The organism is Ruegeria sp. YTSA135, from assembly GCF_059610165.1.
This window is the reverse complement of the sequence record NZ_JBXWNC010000004.1, coordinates 242,072-257,788: the sequence shown is the minus strand read 5'-3', so window position 1 is coordinate 257,788 and position 15,717 is coordinate 242,072. Positions and strand designations below refer to the sequence as shown.

15 protein-coding genes are annotated in these 15,717 nt (G+C 55.4%); 6 read left to right on the top strand and 9 right to left on the bottom strand.

Annotation, left to right across the window (positions count from 1 at the left end; translation table 11 throughout):
• Positions 1 to 153: 153 nt before the first annotated feature.
• Genes AC2FIT_RS07750 through AC2FIT_RS07735 form a run of 4 tightly spaced genes read left to right on the top strand, consistent with a single transcriptional unit; the run spans position 154 to position 4,391 of the window.
• Positions 154 to 1,758: a L,D-transpeptidase family protein gene (locus tag AC2FIT_RS07750; RefSeq protein WP_496828223.1), complete on the top strand. Its 1,605-nt coding sequence runs from the start codon at positions 154 to 156 to the stop codon at positions 1,756 to 1,758.
• Between the two features lie 33 nt (positions 1,759 to 1,791).
• Positions 1,792 to 2,883 carry a UDP-3-O-(3-hydroxymyristoyl)glucosamine N-acyltransferase gene (gene lpxD / locus AC2FIT_RS07745; protein WP_496828221.1) on the top strand — a complete coding sequence of 364 codons (1,092 nt, stop codon included), beginning with the start codon at positions 1,792 to 1,794 and terminating at the stop codon, positions 2,881 to 2,883.
• A gap of 32 nt (positions 2,884 to 2,915) precedes the next feature.
• Positions 2,916 to 3,173, top strand: coding sequence for an acyl carrier protein (locus AC2FIT_RS07740; RefSeq protein WP_068331289.1), 258 nt, complete (start codon positions 2,916 to 2,918; stop codon positions 3,171 to 3,173).
• A 9-nt stretch (positions 3,174 to 3,182) separates the two neighbouring features.
• The gene (locus tag AC2FIT_RS07735) at positions 3,183 to 4,391 is read left to right on the top strand and encodes a beta-ketoacyl-[acyl-carrier-protein] synthase family protein (RefSeq protein WP_496828219.1); all 1,209 of its coding nucleotides are present in this window, start codon (positions 3,183 to 3,185) and stop codon (positions 4,389 to 4,391) included.
• A 55-nt stretch (positions 4,392 to 4,446) separates the two neighbouring features.
• Here AC2FIT_RS07735 and AC2FIT_RS07730 read toward each other — a convergent pair whose 3' ends face one another.
• On the bottom strand, positions 4,447 to 5,040 hold the full coding sequence (locus AC2FIT_RS07730; protein ID WP_496828217.1) for an invasion associated locus B family protein: 594 nt from the start codon (positions 5,038 to 5,040) through the stop codon (positions 4,447 to 4,449).
• 438 nt (positions 5,041 to 5,478) lie between these two features.
• Here AC2FIT_RS07730 and AC2FIT_RS07725 point away from each other — a divergent pair, with 438 nt between their 5' ends.
• Positions 5,479 to 7,020 (top strand): helicase HerA-like domain-containing protein, encoded by a 1,542-nt coding sequence (locus AC2FIT_RS07725; RefSeq protein ID WP_496828215.1) that lies wholly within the window; start codon positions 5,479 to 5,481, stop codon positions 7,018 to 7,020.
• A gap of 41 nt (positions 7,021 to 7,061) precedes the next feature.
• Here AC2FIT_RS07725 and AC2FIT_RS07720 read toward each other — a convergent pair whose 3' ends face one another.
• The 7 genes from AC2FIT_RS07720 to AC2FIT_RS07690 all read right to left on the bottom strand — a co-directional run bounded on the left by AC2FIT_RS07720 (position 7,062) and on the right by AC2FIT_RS07690 (position 13,218).
• A complete protein-coding gene (locus AC2FIT_RS07720) occupies positions 7,062 to 7,316 on the bottom strand; it encodes a hypothetical protein (RefSeq protein ID WP_496828213.1) in 255 nt (84 codons plus the stop codon).
• 183 nt (positions 7,317 to 7,499) lie between these two features.
• Positions 7,500 to 8,813 carry a branched-chain amino acid ABC transporter permease gene (locus AC2FIT_RS07715; RefSeq protein WP_496828211.1) on the bottom strand — a complete coding sequence of 438 codons (1,314 nt, stop codon included), beginning with the start codon at positions 8,811 to 8,813 and terminating at the stop codon, positions 7,500 to 7,502.
• Entirely contained in the window at positions 8,810 to 9,820 is a 1,011-nt protein-coding gene (locus tag AC2FIT_RS07710) for a branched-chain amino acid ABC transporter permease (protein WP_496828209.1), read from the bottom strand. Before AC2FIT_RS07710 ends, AC2FIT_RS07715 begins: the two co-directional genes overlap by 4 nt.
• On the bottom strand, positions 9,820 to 10,281 hold the full coding sequence (locus AC2FIT_RS07705) for a hypothetical protein (protein ID WP_496828207.1): 462 nt from the start codon (positions 10,279 to 10,281) through the stop codon (positions 9,820 to 9,822). The genes AC2FIT_RS07710 and AC2FIT_RS07705 overlap by 1 nt, the downstream gene beginning before the upstream one ends.
• Positions 10,282 to 10,283: 2 nt before the next feature.
• Complete coding sequence (locus tag AC2FIT_RS07700; protein WP_496828205.1) at positions 10,284 to 11,126, bottom strand: ABC transporter ATP-binding protein; 843 nt, start codon at positions 11,124 to 11,126, stop codon at positions 10,284 to 10,286.
• On the bottom strand, positions 11,123 to 11,911 hold the full coding sequence (locus tag AC2FIT_RS07695) for an ABC transporter ATP-binding protein (protein ID WP_496828203.1): 789 nt from the start codon (positions 11,909 to 11,911) through the stop codon (positions 11,123 to 11,125). The genes AC2FIT_RS07700 and AC2FIT_RS07695 overlap by 4 nt, the downstream gene beginning before the upstream one ends.
• A 125-nt stretch (positions 11,912 to 12,036) precedes the next feature.
• Positions 12,037 to 13,218: an ABC transporter substrate-binding protein gene (locus AC2FIT_RS07690; protein WP_496828201.1), complete on the bottom strand. Its 1,182-nt coding sequence runs from the start codon at positions 13,216 to 13,218 to the stop codon at positions 12,037 to 12,039.
• A gap of 164 nt (positions 13,219 to 13,382) precedes the next feature.
• Between AC2FIT_RS07690 and AC2FIT_RS07685 the strand changes: the two genes are divergently transcribed.
• Positions 13,383 to 14,501 (top strand): PQQ-dependent sugar dehydrogenase, encoded by a 1,119-nt coding sequence (locus AC2FIT_RS07685; RefSeq protein WP_496828198.1) that lies wholly within the window; start codon positions 13,383 to 13,385, stop codon positions 14,499 to 14,501.
• A 79-nt stretch (positions 14,502 to 14,580) separates the two neighbouring features.
• Here the strand turns inward: AC2FIT_RS07685 and AC2FIT_RS07680 are convergent, their stop codons facing one another.
• Complete coding sequence (locus AC2FIT_RS07680; RefSeq protein WP_496828196.1) at positions 14,581 to 15,585, bottom strand: GlxA family transcriptional regulator; 1,005 nt, start codon at positions 15,583 to 15,585, stop codon at positions 14,581 to 14,583.
• Between the last annotated feature and the right edge of the window lie 132 nt (positions 15,586 to 15,717).

Genomic DNA, 15,717 nt, shown 5'->3' with positions numbered 1-15,717 from the left:
GCAAGGAACCGCCGGGCGATGCAAACACGCATCACACGCTTGAAGATGCGTTTTATCAGTACATTTGTGAATAGACAAGCCATCGGGGCCGCCACCATATTTAGCGAGAGCGCACCCCAGCAGCAGAAAATAACGAATAATCAAGGCGATCTTATGATTTCAGGTTTTCGGAAGCGTACTGTTATTGTCTTCACGGCGCTTTTTGTGTCTTCGGCTTCCATGGCGAGTGCCGAGCCACGGTCTTCAACGGCGTTTCAGATGGCCGTGGCCGAGTTCGTACCTACGGGCTCGGGGGTTGCAGAGTTTTACCGTGAAAACGGGTTTGCCCCGGTTTGGGTGGGCGAAACTCCTGAGCACGTGGCACGCCGGGCGCGGTTGATTCAGGCGCTGTCCTCGACGGATATGCACGGTTTGCCGCAAGGATCGTATAGCGTTCAGACCCTTATAGATAAGATGCAAACGGCGCGTACAACGCGCGACCTTGGTGCCGTGGAAATCAAACTGAGCAAGGCGTTTGTGGAATATGCGCGCAACCTTCAATCCGGTGTGCTGCGCCCGTCTGAGATTGACGATGGCCTGGTGCGAAAAGTTGAGAGGGTTTCAGCAAAGGACCATTTGAATGGGCTAGTCGCCGCGCAAGACGATACCTATTTTGATCAGCTGGCTCCGCAGACGACCCAATATCGCGCGCTGATGAAACAAAAGCTGGTTTTGGAGACACTCGTCAGCCAGGGCGGGTGGGGGCCGACGGTTCCGGTGTCCAAACTGGAATATGGTGATACCGGTCCGAATGTAATTAAGCTGCGCAACCGTTTGGTTTCGATGGGATATCTGCGGCCAACGGCCAACCCTGAATTCAACGGCGCGTTGCTGATCGCAGTAAAGGCATTTCAGGCTGACCACGGGCTTGCAACTGACGGCGTTGCCGGGCAGGGCACGATCACTGAACTGAACCAAAGTGCGTCGGAAAGGCTCAAAGCCGTGTACGTCGCGTTGGAGCGTGAGCGTTGGTTGCCGCGTGAACGCGGAGAACGCCACATTCTGGTGAACCAAGCTGATTTTTCAGCCAAGATTGTTGATGACGGGTTAGTCACGTTTGAAACACGCACTGTCATTGGCAAAAACACTCATGATCGGCGCAGCCCTGAATTTTCAGACGAGATGGAGCATTTGGTGATCAACCCCAGTTGGTACGTTCCGCGCTCGATCATCACCAAAGAGTATCTACCTAAACTGCAGTCCAACCCAAATGCGGTTGGGCATATCCACATCACGGATCGAAGCGGCCGTCAGGTAAACCGTGCGGCGGTGGATTTCACTCAGTTCAATGCTCGGAACTTCCCGTTTGCGATGCGTCAACCGCCAAGCCAAAGCAACGCTTTGGGCTTGGTCAAGTTCATGTTCCCTAACAAGTACAACATCTATCTACATGATACCCCTCAGAAAAACCTGTTCTCGCGTGAGGTTCGGGCTTTTTCGCATGGGTGTATCCGCTTGGCAGATCCGTTTGAGTTTGCCTATGCGCTTTTGGCGAAGCAGGAAGAAGACCCAAAGGCGTTCTTCCATCGTGTTCTGGCCACAGGCAAGGAAACCACCGTACACTTGGAACAGCATGTGCCGGTACATCTGATCTATCGCACGGCCTATATCGGCCCAAAGGGCGAGGTTCAGTATCGCCGCGATGTTTATGACCGTGATCGGAAAATCTGGGAAGCTTTGCAAAAGGCGGGGGTGGCCCTGCCGGACGTTCAGGGGTAATCAGCGGGGCAGATCCTAAATCAGAGAAGCCCCATGCAGTATTCTATCCAGCAAATAGCCGAGGCCTTGGGCACCAAATATCGCGGCGATGGCAACCTTGTTGTCGAGCGTGCCGCTGAACCGGCAGATGCCGGGCCTACGGACCTAGCGATGGCGATGTCTCCGAAATATGCCGAGGCGCTGAACGGTGGTTCAGCGAAGGCGGCTGTTTTGTGGGAAGGCGCAGACTGGGAGGCAATGGGGCTGCAGGCTGCGATTTTTGTTGTCAGGCCACGCATGGCAATGGCTGGAATCACAGCGATGTTGGACCGGGGGCAGGGTGTTGAGCCGGGCATTCACCCCTCGGCTGTGATAGACCCAAGTGCCGAAATCGGCGAGAGCACCTCGGTCGGGCCACTGACAGTTATCGGAGCACGGGCTCGCATCGGTAGTGGTGCGGTGGTCGGACCTCACTGCGTTATCGGGGTTGACGCGGTTTTGGGGGAAAACGTGGTATTGCGCGAGATGGTCAGCATCGGCGCTCGTGTGCAGGTTGGCGACCGCTTTATTGCGCAACCCGGTGCGAGGATCGGGGCCGATGGGTTTAGTTTTGTCACGCCCGAGGTTTCAGATGTCGAAAACGTTCGCAAAACGATGGGTGACAAAGGCGATGCGCAGGCGCAAAGCTGGCTGCGCATTCACTCGCTGGGCGCAGTTGAGATCGGGGATGATGTCGAGGTCGGTGCCAATTGCACAGTCGATAACGGGACAATTCGAAACACCCGCATTGGCAACGGGACCAAGCTGGATAACCTTGTACATATTGGGCACAACACGCGTGTTGGTCAGGACTGTTTGATTTGCGGCCAAGCCGGAGTGTCCGGTTCGGTTGAAATTGGAAACAATGTGGTACTCGGTGGCCAGACCGGCGTGGCGGACAACATCTTTATCGGCAATGGCGTTATTGCGGGGGGCGGCACCAAAATCCTGTCGAATGTACCTGCGGGCCGGGTCATTATGGGCTACCCGGCCGTAAAAATGGAAACGCATACAGACATTTACAAAACGCAACGGCGCTTGCCCAGACTGGCACGTGACGTCGAGGCGCTGAAAAAGGCTGTTTTCAAACAGCCCCCGAGCGATTAAATCACCCCCAACGGGATAATCAGAGGACCGACATGAGCATCACCGACCGCGTCATCGCAATCATTGCTGAGCAGGCCGTGCTGGAGCCTTCGGACGTTACACCTGAAAGTACGCTTGAGGATTTGGGGATCGACAGTTTGGGATTGGTCGAGAGCATTTTTGCAATCGAGGAAGAGTTCGATATCTCGGTACCCTTCAACGCGAACGAACCGGAAGCCAGCGATTTTGACATATCAAACGTTGCCGCCATCATCACCGGTATTGAAAAACTTGTGTCTGAAAAAGTCTGACATAACAGCATGAAACGCGTTGTTATTACCGGGGCCGGTACGATCAATTCGCTGGGTCATTCCGTCCCCGACACGTTCGAAGCCATGCGCGAAGGGCGTTGCGGTATCTCAGAGCTTGAGTTCCGCGATGTTGAGCGGCTGTCTATCCAAATCGGCGGCCAGGTGCGCGGGTTCGAGGCGGAAGGGCGCTTCAATCGCCAACAAATGAGCTTGTATGATCGCTTTACGCAATTCACGCTGACAGCAGCGAAAGAAGCGATTGACCAATCCGGAATCGAATTTCATGGTGAACTCGCAGCCCGCTCCGGCGTGGTACTTGGTACTGCAGGCGGTGGTGTTTCGACTTGGGATGACAACTATCGTTCGGTTTACGAGGATGGCAAAAACCGCGTTCACCCCTTTGTTGTTCCCAAGTTGATGAATAATGCAGCCGCCAGTCATGTCTCGATGGAGCACAATCTGAAAGGGCCAAGCTTCACCGTCTCGACCGCGTGCGCCTCATCCAATCACGCAATGGCACTGGCGTTTCAGATGGTCCGAAGTGGCGCGGCACCGGCGATGATCACGGGTGGGTCGGAATCCATGCTGTGCTTTGGTGGCGTGAAGGCCTGGGAAGGGTTGCGCGTCATGTCCAAGGATGCCTGCCGACCGTTCAGTGCCAACCGCAACGGAATGGTGCAGGGTGAAGGCGCTGGTATCTTCGTCTTTGAGGAATATGATCGCGCGCGTGCGCGCGGCGCGGATATCCTGTGTGAGGTCGTTGGCTTTGCCATGTCATCTGACGCGACTGACATCGTGATGCCCAGCAAACAGGGGGCGGCGCGGGCAATGTCCGGGGCGTTGGCTGATGCGCGTTTGGATGCGGATCAGGTCGGTTACATCAACGCCCATGGCACCGGTACGGCCGCGAATGATAAAACCGAATGCGCAGCAGTGGCCGACGTGTTTGGGCCGCATGCGGATGATCTGATGATCTCGTCAACGAAATCTATGCATGGTCACCTTATCGGCGGCACGGGCGCAGTTGAGTTGCTGGCTTGTATTATGGCCTTGCGCGACGGTGTGATCGCTCCGACCATTGGCTATGAAGAGCCTGACCCGGAATGCGCGTTGGATGTGGTGCCCAACGATGCGCGTGAAGCCAAGGTCACCGTGGCGCTTAGTAACGCATTTGCCTTCGGCGGTTTGAACGCTGTTCTGGCCCTGAAAAAAGCTTGATTTGTGCACGCTGGAAGCAAAAACGCCACCGTTTCAACCCGGTGGCGTTTTTTAGTCAGTTCTGATTGATGCTCAGACCGTCGAAAGCCGCCGTAAATCCGTTCAGTGACATGTCCATCTGCAACACTTGATCGGGGAAACGCGCAGGGACCAGAGATACCACGGCCTTTGAACCGGACTTCATCGCCTCGATTTCTGGCTGGCTAAAGCCTAACTGAGCGATGCAACCAACGGGAACACAGTGATGATAGTTGTATAGTTTCCGCGGCGCGCCATTGATGGACAGGGCAAGCTGCGCCTGGAGCAGAGTTTCCAGAGGCACGATCACGTTAGCCCAGGCTACCGCCGCGCCGCCTTCGGGAAGCTTGCCAATTGTCACTTCGGCCAGCGGCTCACCCTGTTGACCGTTGAGGATTTGAACCATGGCGCAGGGATCTTCGCCGGTTTGGGCCTTGATGCACGAGATTTCCCAATCACCAGAAGTTTCCCGAACGAACTGCTCTCCGACACGAGGGCCGGTGGTACCAAGGTCCAGCCCGTTTTCCGCGGGCGCGGTTTCAGTCTCTTGCGACTGCGCCTCTTGCGCGCTGACCGCGCCAGACATCAGCACGGCGGCTGATACAGTAAGCGATAGAAGTTTCTTGATCATGAATGCCTCAGCACGTTGGTTGAGCTTTTTTGTGGGTCTTACCACCCTTGGATCAAGGTGTCAGGTGTTAAGCTGCAAAATAGGGGATATGTGATCGGATTTTTGCCATTTCACTTGTTGCGGCGGTATATTGTCCAGCAAAAAAGGGAGCCGGTGGAGCGGCCCCCTTTCGTAGATTTTTCTCCCCGTCGGACTGGCCGACTTAGTTATGCGCAAACGTTACGAAAGGCAGACGCAAGGGTCAACTGAAAACCTGAATTTTTAATGGAAAATCAAGTCCTGCATTAAAAAAAACCGCGCCCAAAGGCGCGGTCAGTCGACAGGGAGGAAGTTTGCCGTCTGTCGCCTTAGAAAACGCAGTCGGCAAATTCACTATCGCAGTCAAAGGTTAACTTTGTATGCTGTGGGCAGATCGATGGAAATTAAGGCCATATAAAAATGGATAAAAATGTATTTTTAGGCAGTGCTGGTGAAGACTACAACCAGCCTCAGTCGTTGACGTTGAAATATGCCAACCGACATGGGTTAATTGCTGGCGCAACGGGCACAGGCAAAACGGTAACTCTTCAAATTCTTGCCGAGGGGTTTTCGAAGGCTGGCGTTCCAGTGTTTTTATCCGATGTCAAAGGGGATTTGTCCGGGCTAGCCAAAGCTGGCAGTGAAGATCACAAGCTTCATCAGGCGTTTCAGGATCGGGCCGCGCGCATTGGATTTACGGACTACGCTTATGCCGCGTGTCCTGTGACATTTTGGGATCTTTTCGGTGAACAAGGTCACCCGGTTCGAACGACAGTGACCGAGATGGGCCCATTGCTTTTGTCCCGCCTCATGGACCTGAGCGAGGCGCAGGAAGGAATTCTGAATATAGCTTTCCGCGTGGCGGACGAAGAAGGAATGCCCCTGCTTGATCTTAAGGATTTACAGGCGTTGTTGGTTTGGATCGGTGAAAATCGGGCGCAATTGTCTTTGCGCTATGGCAACGTCTCGACAGCTTCGGTCGGGGCGATCCAGCGACGCTTGCTTGTTCTTGAAAATGAAGGGGGGACAAATCTGTTTGGCGAACCCGCGCTGGAATTGTCTGATCTGATGCGAACAGATGAAAACGGACAGGGGGTGGTGAATATCCTGGCTTCGGACAAGTTGATGGGGTCGCCACGCCTATATGCTACGTTTCTGTTGTGGCTGCTGAGTGAACTCTTCGAAGAACTGCCCGAAGTTGGCGACCCGGACAAGCCGAAGCTGGTGTTCTTTTTTGACGAAGCGCATCTGCTGTTTGAAGACGCGCCCAAGGTTCTTGTGGACAAGGTCGAGCAGGTCGCGCGCCTCATTAGATCCAAAGGGGTTGGAGTCTATTTCATCTCGCAGAATCCGGCGGACATTCCAGAGGACATTCTTGGCCAATTAGGGAATCGCGTTCAGCACGCCTTGCGCGCGTTCACGGCGCGTGATCGGAAGAACCTGCGTCTTGCCGCTGAAACATATCGCGAGAATCCCGCTTTTGATACGGAAACCGCCATCCGAGAGGTTGGTGTTGGTGAGGCGGTAACATCCATGTTGCAGAAGAAAGGTGTGCCCGGGATCGTGGAGCGGACCTTGATCCGCCCGCCGGCCACCCACTTGGGTCCAATTACCCCGGCCGACCGAAAAGCGGTTTTGGCCGCGTCCCCGATGCAAGCCAAATACGGTGAGTTGAAAGACCGCAAGTCAGCCTTCGAAATCTTGCAAGCACGGGCTGATCAGGCCGCACTGGCCGCTGCGAAGGCAGAAGAAAACGAAGAAAAGCAAACCATGGCTGAACGTGAATTTGCCACGGCCAGGCGCTATTCGGGCAGTCGGGTCGGTCGGTCGTCCTCGCGGGTAACGCGGCAGAAAGATACCTTCGCCTCAGCGATGAGCGAGGCCGTGATCAAAGAGCTGAAGGGAACAACCGGTCGCAAGATTGTTCGCGGCATTCTGGGCGGGCTATTCCGGGCCAAGTAGAAACAAGGCCCGGCGCGACGGTAAGATTTCGATTGCCGATCTTATTGATTCAGGCGGCGTTGGCCTTCCTGCCGGCAATAGTTGTCCGCTTCGGGCACTGACATTTTCGTGGCCGGGAAGTCGATGGCGCGGTCCCAAGTGACGCGGTTTTGACGATAAAGCTGACAGGTCACCTCACCCTTTGGGGTTTGAACCTTAACCGGTTCAGACTCCAGATCTTCGGGGGATGGAATACACGCAGCGAGGCTGGCGACAACCGGCAGCACAAGGATACAGCGGATAATCGATGTTTTCATGTGTTGTCTTCTTACTCTTGAGGGGTGGCCTGACGTCGAAGAATTAAGTGTTTGTTTGACCGTAAGGGTGATTTTGCGGAGATCGGGAGCTTGCTCGATGTTGGTTTAGTCAGCTTTGGCTTTCAAATCAATAAACTGATCCGTTATCGCCCCTTGATCTCAGGATTTACCCCTCAGCCCTGTTTATTTCTCTGGGATGAGACCTCTTGGACTGAACCTGAGGACAATCAGCAGAATCAAGCCCATGGTGAGCAAGCGCATATGCGCAGCGCTTTCGATCAAATGTGCCTTTAGCGCACTGCCGTCAGGCATCCCCACGGTAATCAAGTTCATAAGCCACAACCCGATGGGCTCCACCTGAACCCACAAGAACCAGATCAGAAACGCCCCTAGAACGGCGCCAAAATTGTTCCCCGACCCCCCTACAATCACCATTACCCAGACCAGGAAGGTAAACCGCAGCGGCTGATACGCGCTGGGGGTCAGCTGCCCGTCCAGCGTAGTCATCATCGCACCCGCGATGCCGCAGATGGCGGAACCCAGCACAAAGATTTGCAGGTGGCGACGCGTAACGTCCTTGCCCATTGCTTCGGCCGCAACCTCATTGTCGCGAATGGCGCGCATCATGCGGCCCCATGGACTACGCAGGGCCTTCTGTGCCATCCAAAGCAGTAGTAGCAGTACAACCAAAAACAGCAGTGAATAGCCGAGCTTTACCGAAAGGGTCGAGGCAGTGACCGCATCCAGACCGAACAACTCTGCCCGCGCGACGAAGCCGGGATCATTTTGCAGGTCAACCTCGTAACCGACGACAGGGGCGGGGCGCGGAATGCCGTAGACGTTCTTGACGCCTCGGGCCAGCCAATCTTCGTTTTTCAGGATTGCGATGATAATCTCGGCAATCCCCAGTGTCGCAATCGCCAGATAGTCTGAACGCAGGCCTAGCGCCGTTTTCCCGATCAGCCACGCGGCCCCCGCAGCCAAAAGCCCGCCCGCTGGCCACGCCAGCAACACAGGCAGATTGAGACCCCCAAGGTTTCCTGCGATAGCAGGGTCAATCGCTTCGACCGCTGCCGCGTTGGGGTCGAAGATCGCGCGATAAACAAAAAAACCGATGATAAGAATTGCGATAATCGAAAGGGTCTGCATCCGACCCTTTGACATCTTCTGCGCGACGAAAACAGCGACGACAACAGTCGCCGCGCCCAGCAGTAACGCCAGCACGATGCCATACCCGCCGGCCGACCATGCTCCGGGCGTCACCGGTGTAGATATCAAAACAACCGCCAGCCCGCCCAAGGCGACAAAACCCATCACGCCGACGTTGAACAGACCGGCAAAGCCCCATTGAAGGTTCACCCCAATCGCCATGATGGCCGAGATCAGACCCATGTTCAGGATCAGGATCGCGGCGTTCCAGCTTTGGGTAAACCCGGTCAGCAGGATCAAACCGCCAACAAGGACGAAAAGCAGCGTGTTTTTGACGGGCTCGCTCATACTGCTTTCCCCTTAAACAGACCTGTGGGTTTGAACAGAAGCACAATCAGCAAAATCACAAAGCTGACGGCGAATTTGTAGTCGGTGGACAGAAGCTGCACCAATCCAGATGGCTCAAGGCTTTCCGGTGCCAGATAGGTCAGTACCTTTTTCCAGGCATAGGTAATGGTTACCTCGGAAAACGCGATGATGAACCCGCCGGCGATGGCTCCGATAGGGTTGCCAAGGCCACCCACGATGGCCGAGGCGAAGATCGGCAGCAAAAGCTGGAAATAGACGAAGGGCTTGAAGCTCTTGTCCAGCCCGTAAAGCACGCCGGCAGTGGTTGCCAAAGCCGCGACAAGGATCCAGGTAATCATCACGACGCGTTCAGGGTTGATGCCTGACAGCAGCGCCAGATCCTCGTTGTCGGAATAGGCGCGCATCGACTTGCCCGTGCGTGTTTTGTTCAGAAACCAGAACAGCAGCGCCACAGCGACAACGGCGACAACCACTGTAATGGCCTGTGACGTCCGGATTGCAAGCCCTTCGTTCAGCCCCGTCATCGCCTTGAAATCCCGCGCAGATATCAGAAACCGTGCCCCGTCTGAGAAACGCTGATCATCCGGCCCGATGATGAACCGTACAAGACCGTTCATGATGAACATCACGCCCATCGACACGATCACGAGGATTACGGGCTTGGCCTTTTGTTCCCTGTAAAAACGATAGACCAGACGGTCCGTGATCAGCACCAGAACGATACAGCCCAGAATGGCAAAAGGCAGGGCGAGCAGGGCGGTCGGCAGTGGCCCGAAACTGACCCCTGCGGCTTGCAAGCCCCACGTGACCAGAACCGCGATCATCGCACCAAAGGCCATGGTGTCGCCATGGGCAAAGTTCGAGAACCGCAGGATGCCATAGATCAGAGTCACCCCCAAAGCGCCCAGCGCCAACTGGCTGCCATAGGCGATTGCGGGAACAAGGACGAAGTTGGAGAGCGCCACAAGGGCGTTGAGGAAGTCCATTAGTTGTTTTTACATCCCTGAAATTCTACGAGAAATTCGGATAGACCTGAAGTATCAAAGTTCCGCTCGATCCATTCGTATCCACGCGGAACGTAGGCTAAAAACAGCACTCCGTTTTCGAGTTCAAACTCATCACCACCTCTAAAATCAACTGCGTGGTCATCGGGCGCAGATGTTGAAAAGTTGTAGTCAGGTTTCCCGTGAAAGCCATCGTCGAGAAGTTGGATTCTCGTATAATAGCCTTTCTCGGCAGGCGAATGGCCCAAATAGGCACTTTCAAGCCCCTCATGTCTGACCAAAAGAAACTGAAGGTCGCGCGCTTTTTTCTTACATTCGCCGTTAACTTCACAAATTGAAACACTTCGGCAGTCCAGCGTGAGTGCGTAGTCAATTGCCTCTTCGAATGCGAATACAGGGCTGGCAATGGTGGTTGCGAGTGCAATTGGGAAAATTGATCGCATCTTCACCCCCCCAAGAAACTCTTACGCACTTCGGGATCAGCCAGGAGTTCTTTGCCCGTGCCGGTATAGGCGTTCCGCCCCTGAACCAGCACATATCCCTTGTCCGCGATCTCCAGCGCCTGACGGGCGTTCTGTTCGACCATCAGGATCGGCAACCCGGTGCGCGAGACCTCGATGATCCGGTCGAACAACTCATCCATCACAATGGGCGAGACGCCAGCGGTCGGTTCGTCCAGCATCAGCACCTTTGGCTGGGTCATCAGCGCGCGGCCCACGGCGACCTGTTGGCGTTGACCGCCCGACAGCTCTCCGGCCGCCTGATTGCGCTTGTCGCGGAGGATGGGGAACAGGTCATAGACCTGTTCCATCGTCTGGCTGATGTCGTCGCGGCGGATGAAGGCGCCCATTTCTAGGTTTTCCTCAACCGTCATCGACGTAAAGATATTCGAGGTTTGCGGCACAAACCCCATCCCTTTGATCACACGGTCCTGCGGCGAGAGATTGGTGATATCCTCACCATCCAGCCGCACGTTGCCCGAGCGCACGTCCAGCATGCCGAACAGTGCCTTCATCGCGGTGGATTTACCGGCTCCGTTTGGTCCGACGATAACCGCGATCTCACCTTTGTTGGCAGAAATTGTGCAATCATGCAGTATGTCCGGCCCTTTGCCATAACCGCCGGTCATGGTGTCGCCAATCAAAAAGGGGCCGCCTGCAACCTTGTATGTCTCGCCGCTCTTGCGGTGCGCCGGAGTCATGGTTCCGACGCCATGCGGGTTGGTGATCGAGGCATCCTTGTTGCCTTTGTCGTCGTGATAAGGGTTGTCGGTTTTGCCAGCGGTCATGTTTGGGCCTCCAGCTTGTCTTTGTTCTTTAGGCCAGTGCCCAGATAGGCTTCGATCACCTGCTCGTTGGCCTTGATCTCATCCAGAGTGCCTTCGGCGAGAACTTTACCCTCGGCCATGCAGATGACCGGGTCGCAAATTTTGCCGATGAAATCCATGTCATGCTCGATGACAACGAAGGTGTAGCCGCGTTCTTTGTTCAGGCGGATGATCGTGTCGGCGATAGTCATCAGCAGGGTGCGGTTCACGCCTGCGCCGACCTCGTCCAGAAACACGATTTTGGCGTCGACCATCATGGTGCGGCCCAGCTCCAACAGCTTTTTCTGTCCACCCGAGACCTGACCGGCCTTGTGATCGGCCAGGTGTTCGATGGTTAGGAATTCCAGAACTTCGTCAGCTTTGGCCTGCAGCGCGCGCTCTTCATTCGCGATGCGCTTGCGACCAAACCAAGTGTTCCAAAGCGATTCACCAGATTGCGCGCCGGGAACCATCATCAGGTTTTCGCGGCAGGTCATCGATGAAAACTCATGCGCGATCTGGAACGTGCGCAACAAACCCTTGTGAAATAACTCGTGCGGCGGCAGGCCGGTGATATCCTCACCATCCATGAATACGCGGCCGCTGGTGGGAGGAAGAACACCCGCAATCACATTGAAAAGTGTGGTTTTTCCGGCCCCGTTTGGCCCAATCAGACCGGTGATCGAACCCTTCTGGATTTCCAGCGATGCCCCGTCCACCGCATGAAATCCGCCGAAATGCTTGTGCACGTTTTCGACGACGATCATCTTTTCCCCTTGCCGCCTTTTTTGGCGCTTTGTCCCGCCCCGTTTGCCGGGGTGCGGCCTTTTTTCACTGAAACAGCCCGGACACAAGGCCCGGGCTGCTTATTTTTATGACTGTTAACGCCAGATCAACGGAAGTTTACGGTCTTGTTTTCGCCGTCGGTTACTTCGATCTCGCGATACGAACCGGCGCTTTCACCGGGGCCGATCAGTTCAACGCCTGATGCGCCGACATAGTCGATGTCCTGCCCTGCCGCCAGCAATTCCAGACCCTTGGCCAGTTCTCCGGGATAGATTTTCTCGCCCGGTTCATTGGCAACTTCCATGATCTTCGCGCCGTAATCCGCCGGGTTTACAGAACCCGCGGCCTGCATAGCCAGCATGAACAATGCAGCAGCATCATAGGACTCGGGCGAGTACGGTGACGAACCGTCAAACCCTTCGGCTTCGGCCATGGCAAAGTACTTTTCGGCACCTTCACCACCTGAACCGGCGATCTGACCGAAGGAACCGTTCAGATCAGGTCCAACATTGGCAGGCAGTGAGTCGCCAATCATGCCACCGGGCAGACCGAACGTGTCGAACGCACCGCTGTCCAGTGCTGCCTGGATAATACCCAGACCGCCCTGGTCCAGATAGCCTGCGACAACCAGAATGTCGCCACCAGCTGAGGCCAGCGCGCCGACTTCGGCCGAGTAGTCCGCTTTACCGTCTTCGTGCGCCGCGACGATCGTGACTTCACCGCCCGAAGCTTCGAAAGACGACTGGATCGCATCCGCAAGACCTTTGCCGTAGTCGTTGTTGGTGTAGGTCAGCGCAATCGAGCTGATACCGCGGTCATTCAGAATGTCTGCCATTACCTGACCTTCGCGCGCATCCGACGGAGCGGTACGGAAGAACAGACCGTTATCTTCCATTGTCGACAAACCGGGCGAGGTCGCCGAGGGCGAGATCATAACCATGCCGTTCGGAATAGCGACGTTCTGAAGGATTGCACCGGTAACACCCGAGCAATCTCCGCCAATGATACCAGCAACGCCGTCCGCGATCATGCGTTCACCGTTTGATGTGGCAAGGCCGTTGTCGATGCAGCCGGTGTCGGCGCGGGACGCAGTTACTGTTGCACCGTCCAGAAGCTTGCCGGATTCGGTGACTTCGGCCATCGCCAGTTCAGCACCCGAACCCATGGCAGGCGCCAGCGATTCAATCGGTCCGGTAAAACCGAAAAGAACGCCGAGTTTTACGTCTTCGGCCATGGCTGTGCTGGCCAATAGAGCAGTTGCTGCAGTTGCAGTAAGCAGCTTTTTCATTAGGTTACTCCCATGTTGGAACATTTTCTTCCTGCTCAAGACCCTAGGCAAGCTGTCACAAAAAGAAAAGTCCCAACGAAAAAGTGTTTTTGCGGCGTAGAACTCTATCTGCTTTCATGACGCGCGCCATTGCGAAACTGGGTCGGAAACGACGGAGGGCTTATATGATTCGGGCTTCATTAATCATGGTTCTAGCTTGGGCCGGAATCGCGAGTGCACAAAACGTGCAAACGTCGCAAGGCACGGTCGAGCTTACCGAAATGGTAAGCGGCTTGGATACACCCTGGGCCGTGGACATATTGCCCGACAACAGCTTCCTTGTGACAGAACGTGACGGAGAACTGTTATACGTCCGCGATGGGGTAACGCAGCGCGTGCGCGGTGTGCCTAAAGTTGCCGCAAATAGGCAGGGTGGATTGTTGGATGTCACCTTCGCAAGGGACTTCTCTCAAACCCGGGAAATTTTTCTGACTTTTGCCAAGCGCCAGTTCAACAACGCAGGGACTTCGTTGGCGGTTGCGCGCCTGTCGGAAGACGGCGACAGGCTTACCAAAGTACGTGTGATTTTCGAAGCCGTGCCGGGCGGCCGTACCGGCAAGCATTTCGGATCGCGCGTTGTAGAAGCCACCGATGGCACCCTGTTTGTCACGATCGGTGACCGAGGGGACCGGCCTGCCGCCCAAGATACAACAAACCACATCGGATCGGTGATCCGCGTCAATCGCAACGGGACCATCCCTGAGGACAATCCATTTGTTGATGATGACGATGTTCGGTCCGAAATCTGGTCGTTCGGCCATCGCAACCCGCAAGGGGCCGGTCTGGACGCTAATGGCCGGCTCTGGATTTCCGAGCATGGCGCACGGGGTGGGGATGAGATCAATCTGGTCAAGCCGGGCTTAAACTATGGCTGGCCAGTTATCTCCTATGGCGTTCACTATTCAGGTGAGAAAATCGGCGAGGGAACCTCGAAACCCGGAATGGAACAGCCAGAGCACTATTGGGACCCGTCCATGGCCCCATCGGGCCTGATGGTGTATTCCGGCAAACTGTGGCCGGAATGGACGGGTGATATCTTTGTCGGTTCGCTCAAGTTTGACTACATCGCGCGGCTTGCGGGATCACCGCTGCGCGAAGTTGAACAGATCAAAGGCCCAGAAACGGAACGTGTGCGCGATGTCGTTGAGGCTCCGGACGGATCAATATGGTTCATTTCGGTAGGACAAGGTGCGGTCTACAGGATGACGCCACCTGACTTGCGCCAAGGGAGGCTCGCAGAATAGATAAGCGCGCGGTTTCATCGTACCGCAAATCATCTTCAAGGCGCGCGCCCTAGAGGCTCTGTAAGTGTTTCTGAAGAACTTAAACTGACAACCTGTCGCCGTGCGCACCACGTTCCCGATACGGTGTGGTGTTGTAATGGGCCCGGTAGCACTTTGAGAAATGCGACGGGCTGGCAAAGCCGCACGCCAATGCCACGTTGATCACGCTCATATCGGTCTGCATCAGCAGATTGCGCGCTTTGTGCAGACGTAACTCCATATAATACCGCTTCGGCGAGCGGCTCAGGTAACGTCGGAAGAGGCGCTCAAGCTGACGCGTCGACATGCCGACATCTTTCGCCAGGATCGAAGGTGAAATCGGCTCCTCGATGTTCTTTTCCATCATCAGGATCACCTGGCTCAGCTTAGGGTGGCGCACGCCGATGCGGGTTGGGGTAGACAGGCGCTGCGTGTCCTGATCGGTGCGTATTGACGAATAAATCATCTGGTCGGCCACAGCGTTAGCCAGATCTTCGCCAAAATCATCAGCAATGATCTTTAACATCAGGTCGATTGAGGACGTGCCGCCTGCGGTCGTCATTCGATTGCCGTCAATCTGAAACACGGACTTGGTTAGTTGGACCTCATCAAATTCCTCGATGAAACTGTCCGAGTTCTCCCAGTGGATGGTCGCGCGCTTGCCGTCCAGCAGCCCCGCCTTGGCCAAAGAATAGGCGGCTGTGCAAAGACCGCCAATCCGCAAACCGCGCCGCGCCTCGCGGCGGACCCAGTTCAGCATTTTCTTGGTGGTTGCCGACTGAACGTCCACGCCGCCACAGATCAAAACGACATCATCTCGTTGCAGTTCAATCAGATCGGAATCCAACGCGAAGGTTGTCCCGGCCGAGCAACTGACGGACTCACCGCCTTCGCCCATAAGGCACCACGTATAAAGCGTCTTGCCGGCCATGCGGTTGGCGATCCTTAGACTGTCTAAGGCAGAAGCAAATGAAAGCAGCGAAAATTTGTCCAAAAGGACAAACACGAAGTGACGCGAGGTGGCTGCAGCGTTTTCCACCGTGACAACTTGGCGTTGCTCTTGCATGGCGAGGTGTCCTTGATTCGGCGCTCGACTGTATTGTGTCGGCGACAGATTTGGCAGCCACCATGATCAAAGCTTGTTTACGACGTCAAGGGGCGCAAATCATATATGGTCAGTCTTCAATGCTTTTTGTAT

Coding starts and splice junctions, on each gene's coding strand:
- AC2FIT_RS07690 (WP_496828201.1), bottom strand. CDS start 13,218: ATGAAAAAGCTGCTTACTGCAACTGCAGCAACTGCTCTATTGGCCAGC.
- AC2FIT_RS07700 (WP_496828205.1), bottom strand. CDS start 11,126: ATGACCGCTGGCAAAACCGACAACCCTTATCACGACGACAAAGGCAAC.
- AC2FIT_RS07725 (WP_496828215.1), top strand. CDS start 5,479: ATGGATAAAAATGTATTTTTAGGCAGTGCTGGTGAAGACTACAACCAG.
- AC2FIT_RS07705 (WP_496828207.1), bottom strand. CDS start 10,281: ATGCGATCAATTTTCCCAATTGCACTCGCAACCACCATTGCCAGCCCT.
- lpxD (WP_496828221.1), top strand. CDS start 1,792: ATGCAGTATTCTATCCAGCAAATAGCCGAGGCCTTGGGCACCAAATAT.
- AC2FIT_RS07720 (WP_496828213.1), bottom strand. CDS start 7,316: ATGAAAACATCGATTATCCGCTGTATCCTTGTGCTGCCGGTTGTCGCC.
- AC2FIT_RS07750 (WP_496828223.1), top strand. CDS start 154: ATGATTTCAGGTTTTCGGAAGCGTACTGTTATTGTCTTCACGGCGCTT.
- AC2FIT_RS07680 (WP_496828196.1), bottom strand. CDS start 15,585: ATGCAAGAGCAACGCCAAGTTGTCACGGTGGAAAACGCTGCAGCCACC.
- AC2FIT_RS07710 (WP_496828209.1), bottom strand. CDS start 9,820: ATGGACTTCCTCAACGCCCTTGTGGCGCTCTCCAACTTCGTCCTTGTT.
- AC2FIT_RS07740 (WP_068331289.1), top strand. CDS start 2,916: ATGAGCATCACCGACCGCGTCATCGCAATCATTGCTGAGCAGGCCGTG.
- AC2FIT_RS07730 (WP_496828217.1), bottom strand. CDS start 5,040: ATGATCAAGAAACTTCTATCGCTTACTGTATCAGCCGCCGTGCTGATG.
- AC2FIT_RS07735 (WP_496828219.1), top strand. CDS start 3,183: ATGAAACGCGTTGTTATTACCGGGGCCGGTACGATCAATTCGCTGGGT.
- AC2FIT_RS07715 (WP_496828211.1), bottom strand. CDS start 8,813: ATGAGCGAGCCCGTCAAAAACACGCTGCTTTTCGTCCTTGTTGGCGGT.
- AC2FIT_RS07695 (WP_496828203.1), bottom strand. CDS start 11,911: ATGATCGTCGTCGAAAACGTGCACAAGCATTTCGGCGGATTTCATGCG.
- AC2FIT_RS07685 (WP_496828198.1), top strand. CDS start 13,383: ATGATTCGGGCTTCATTAATCATGGTTCTAGCTTGGGCCGGAATCGCG.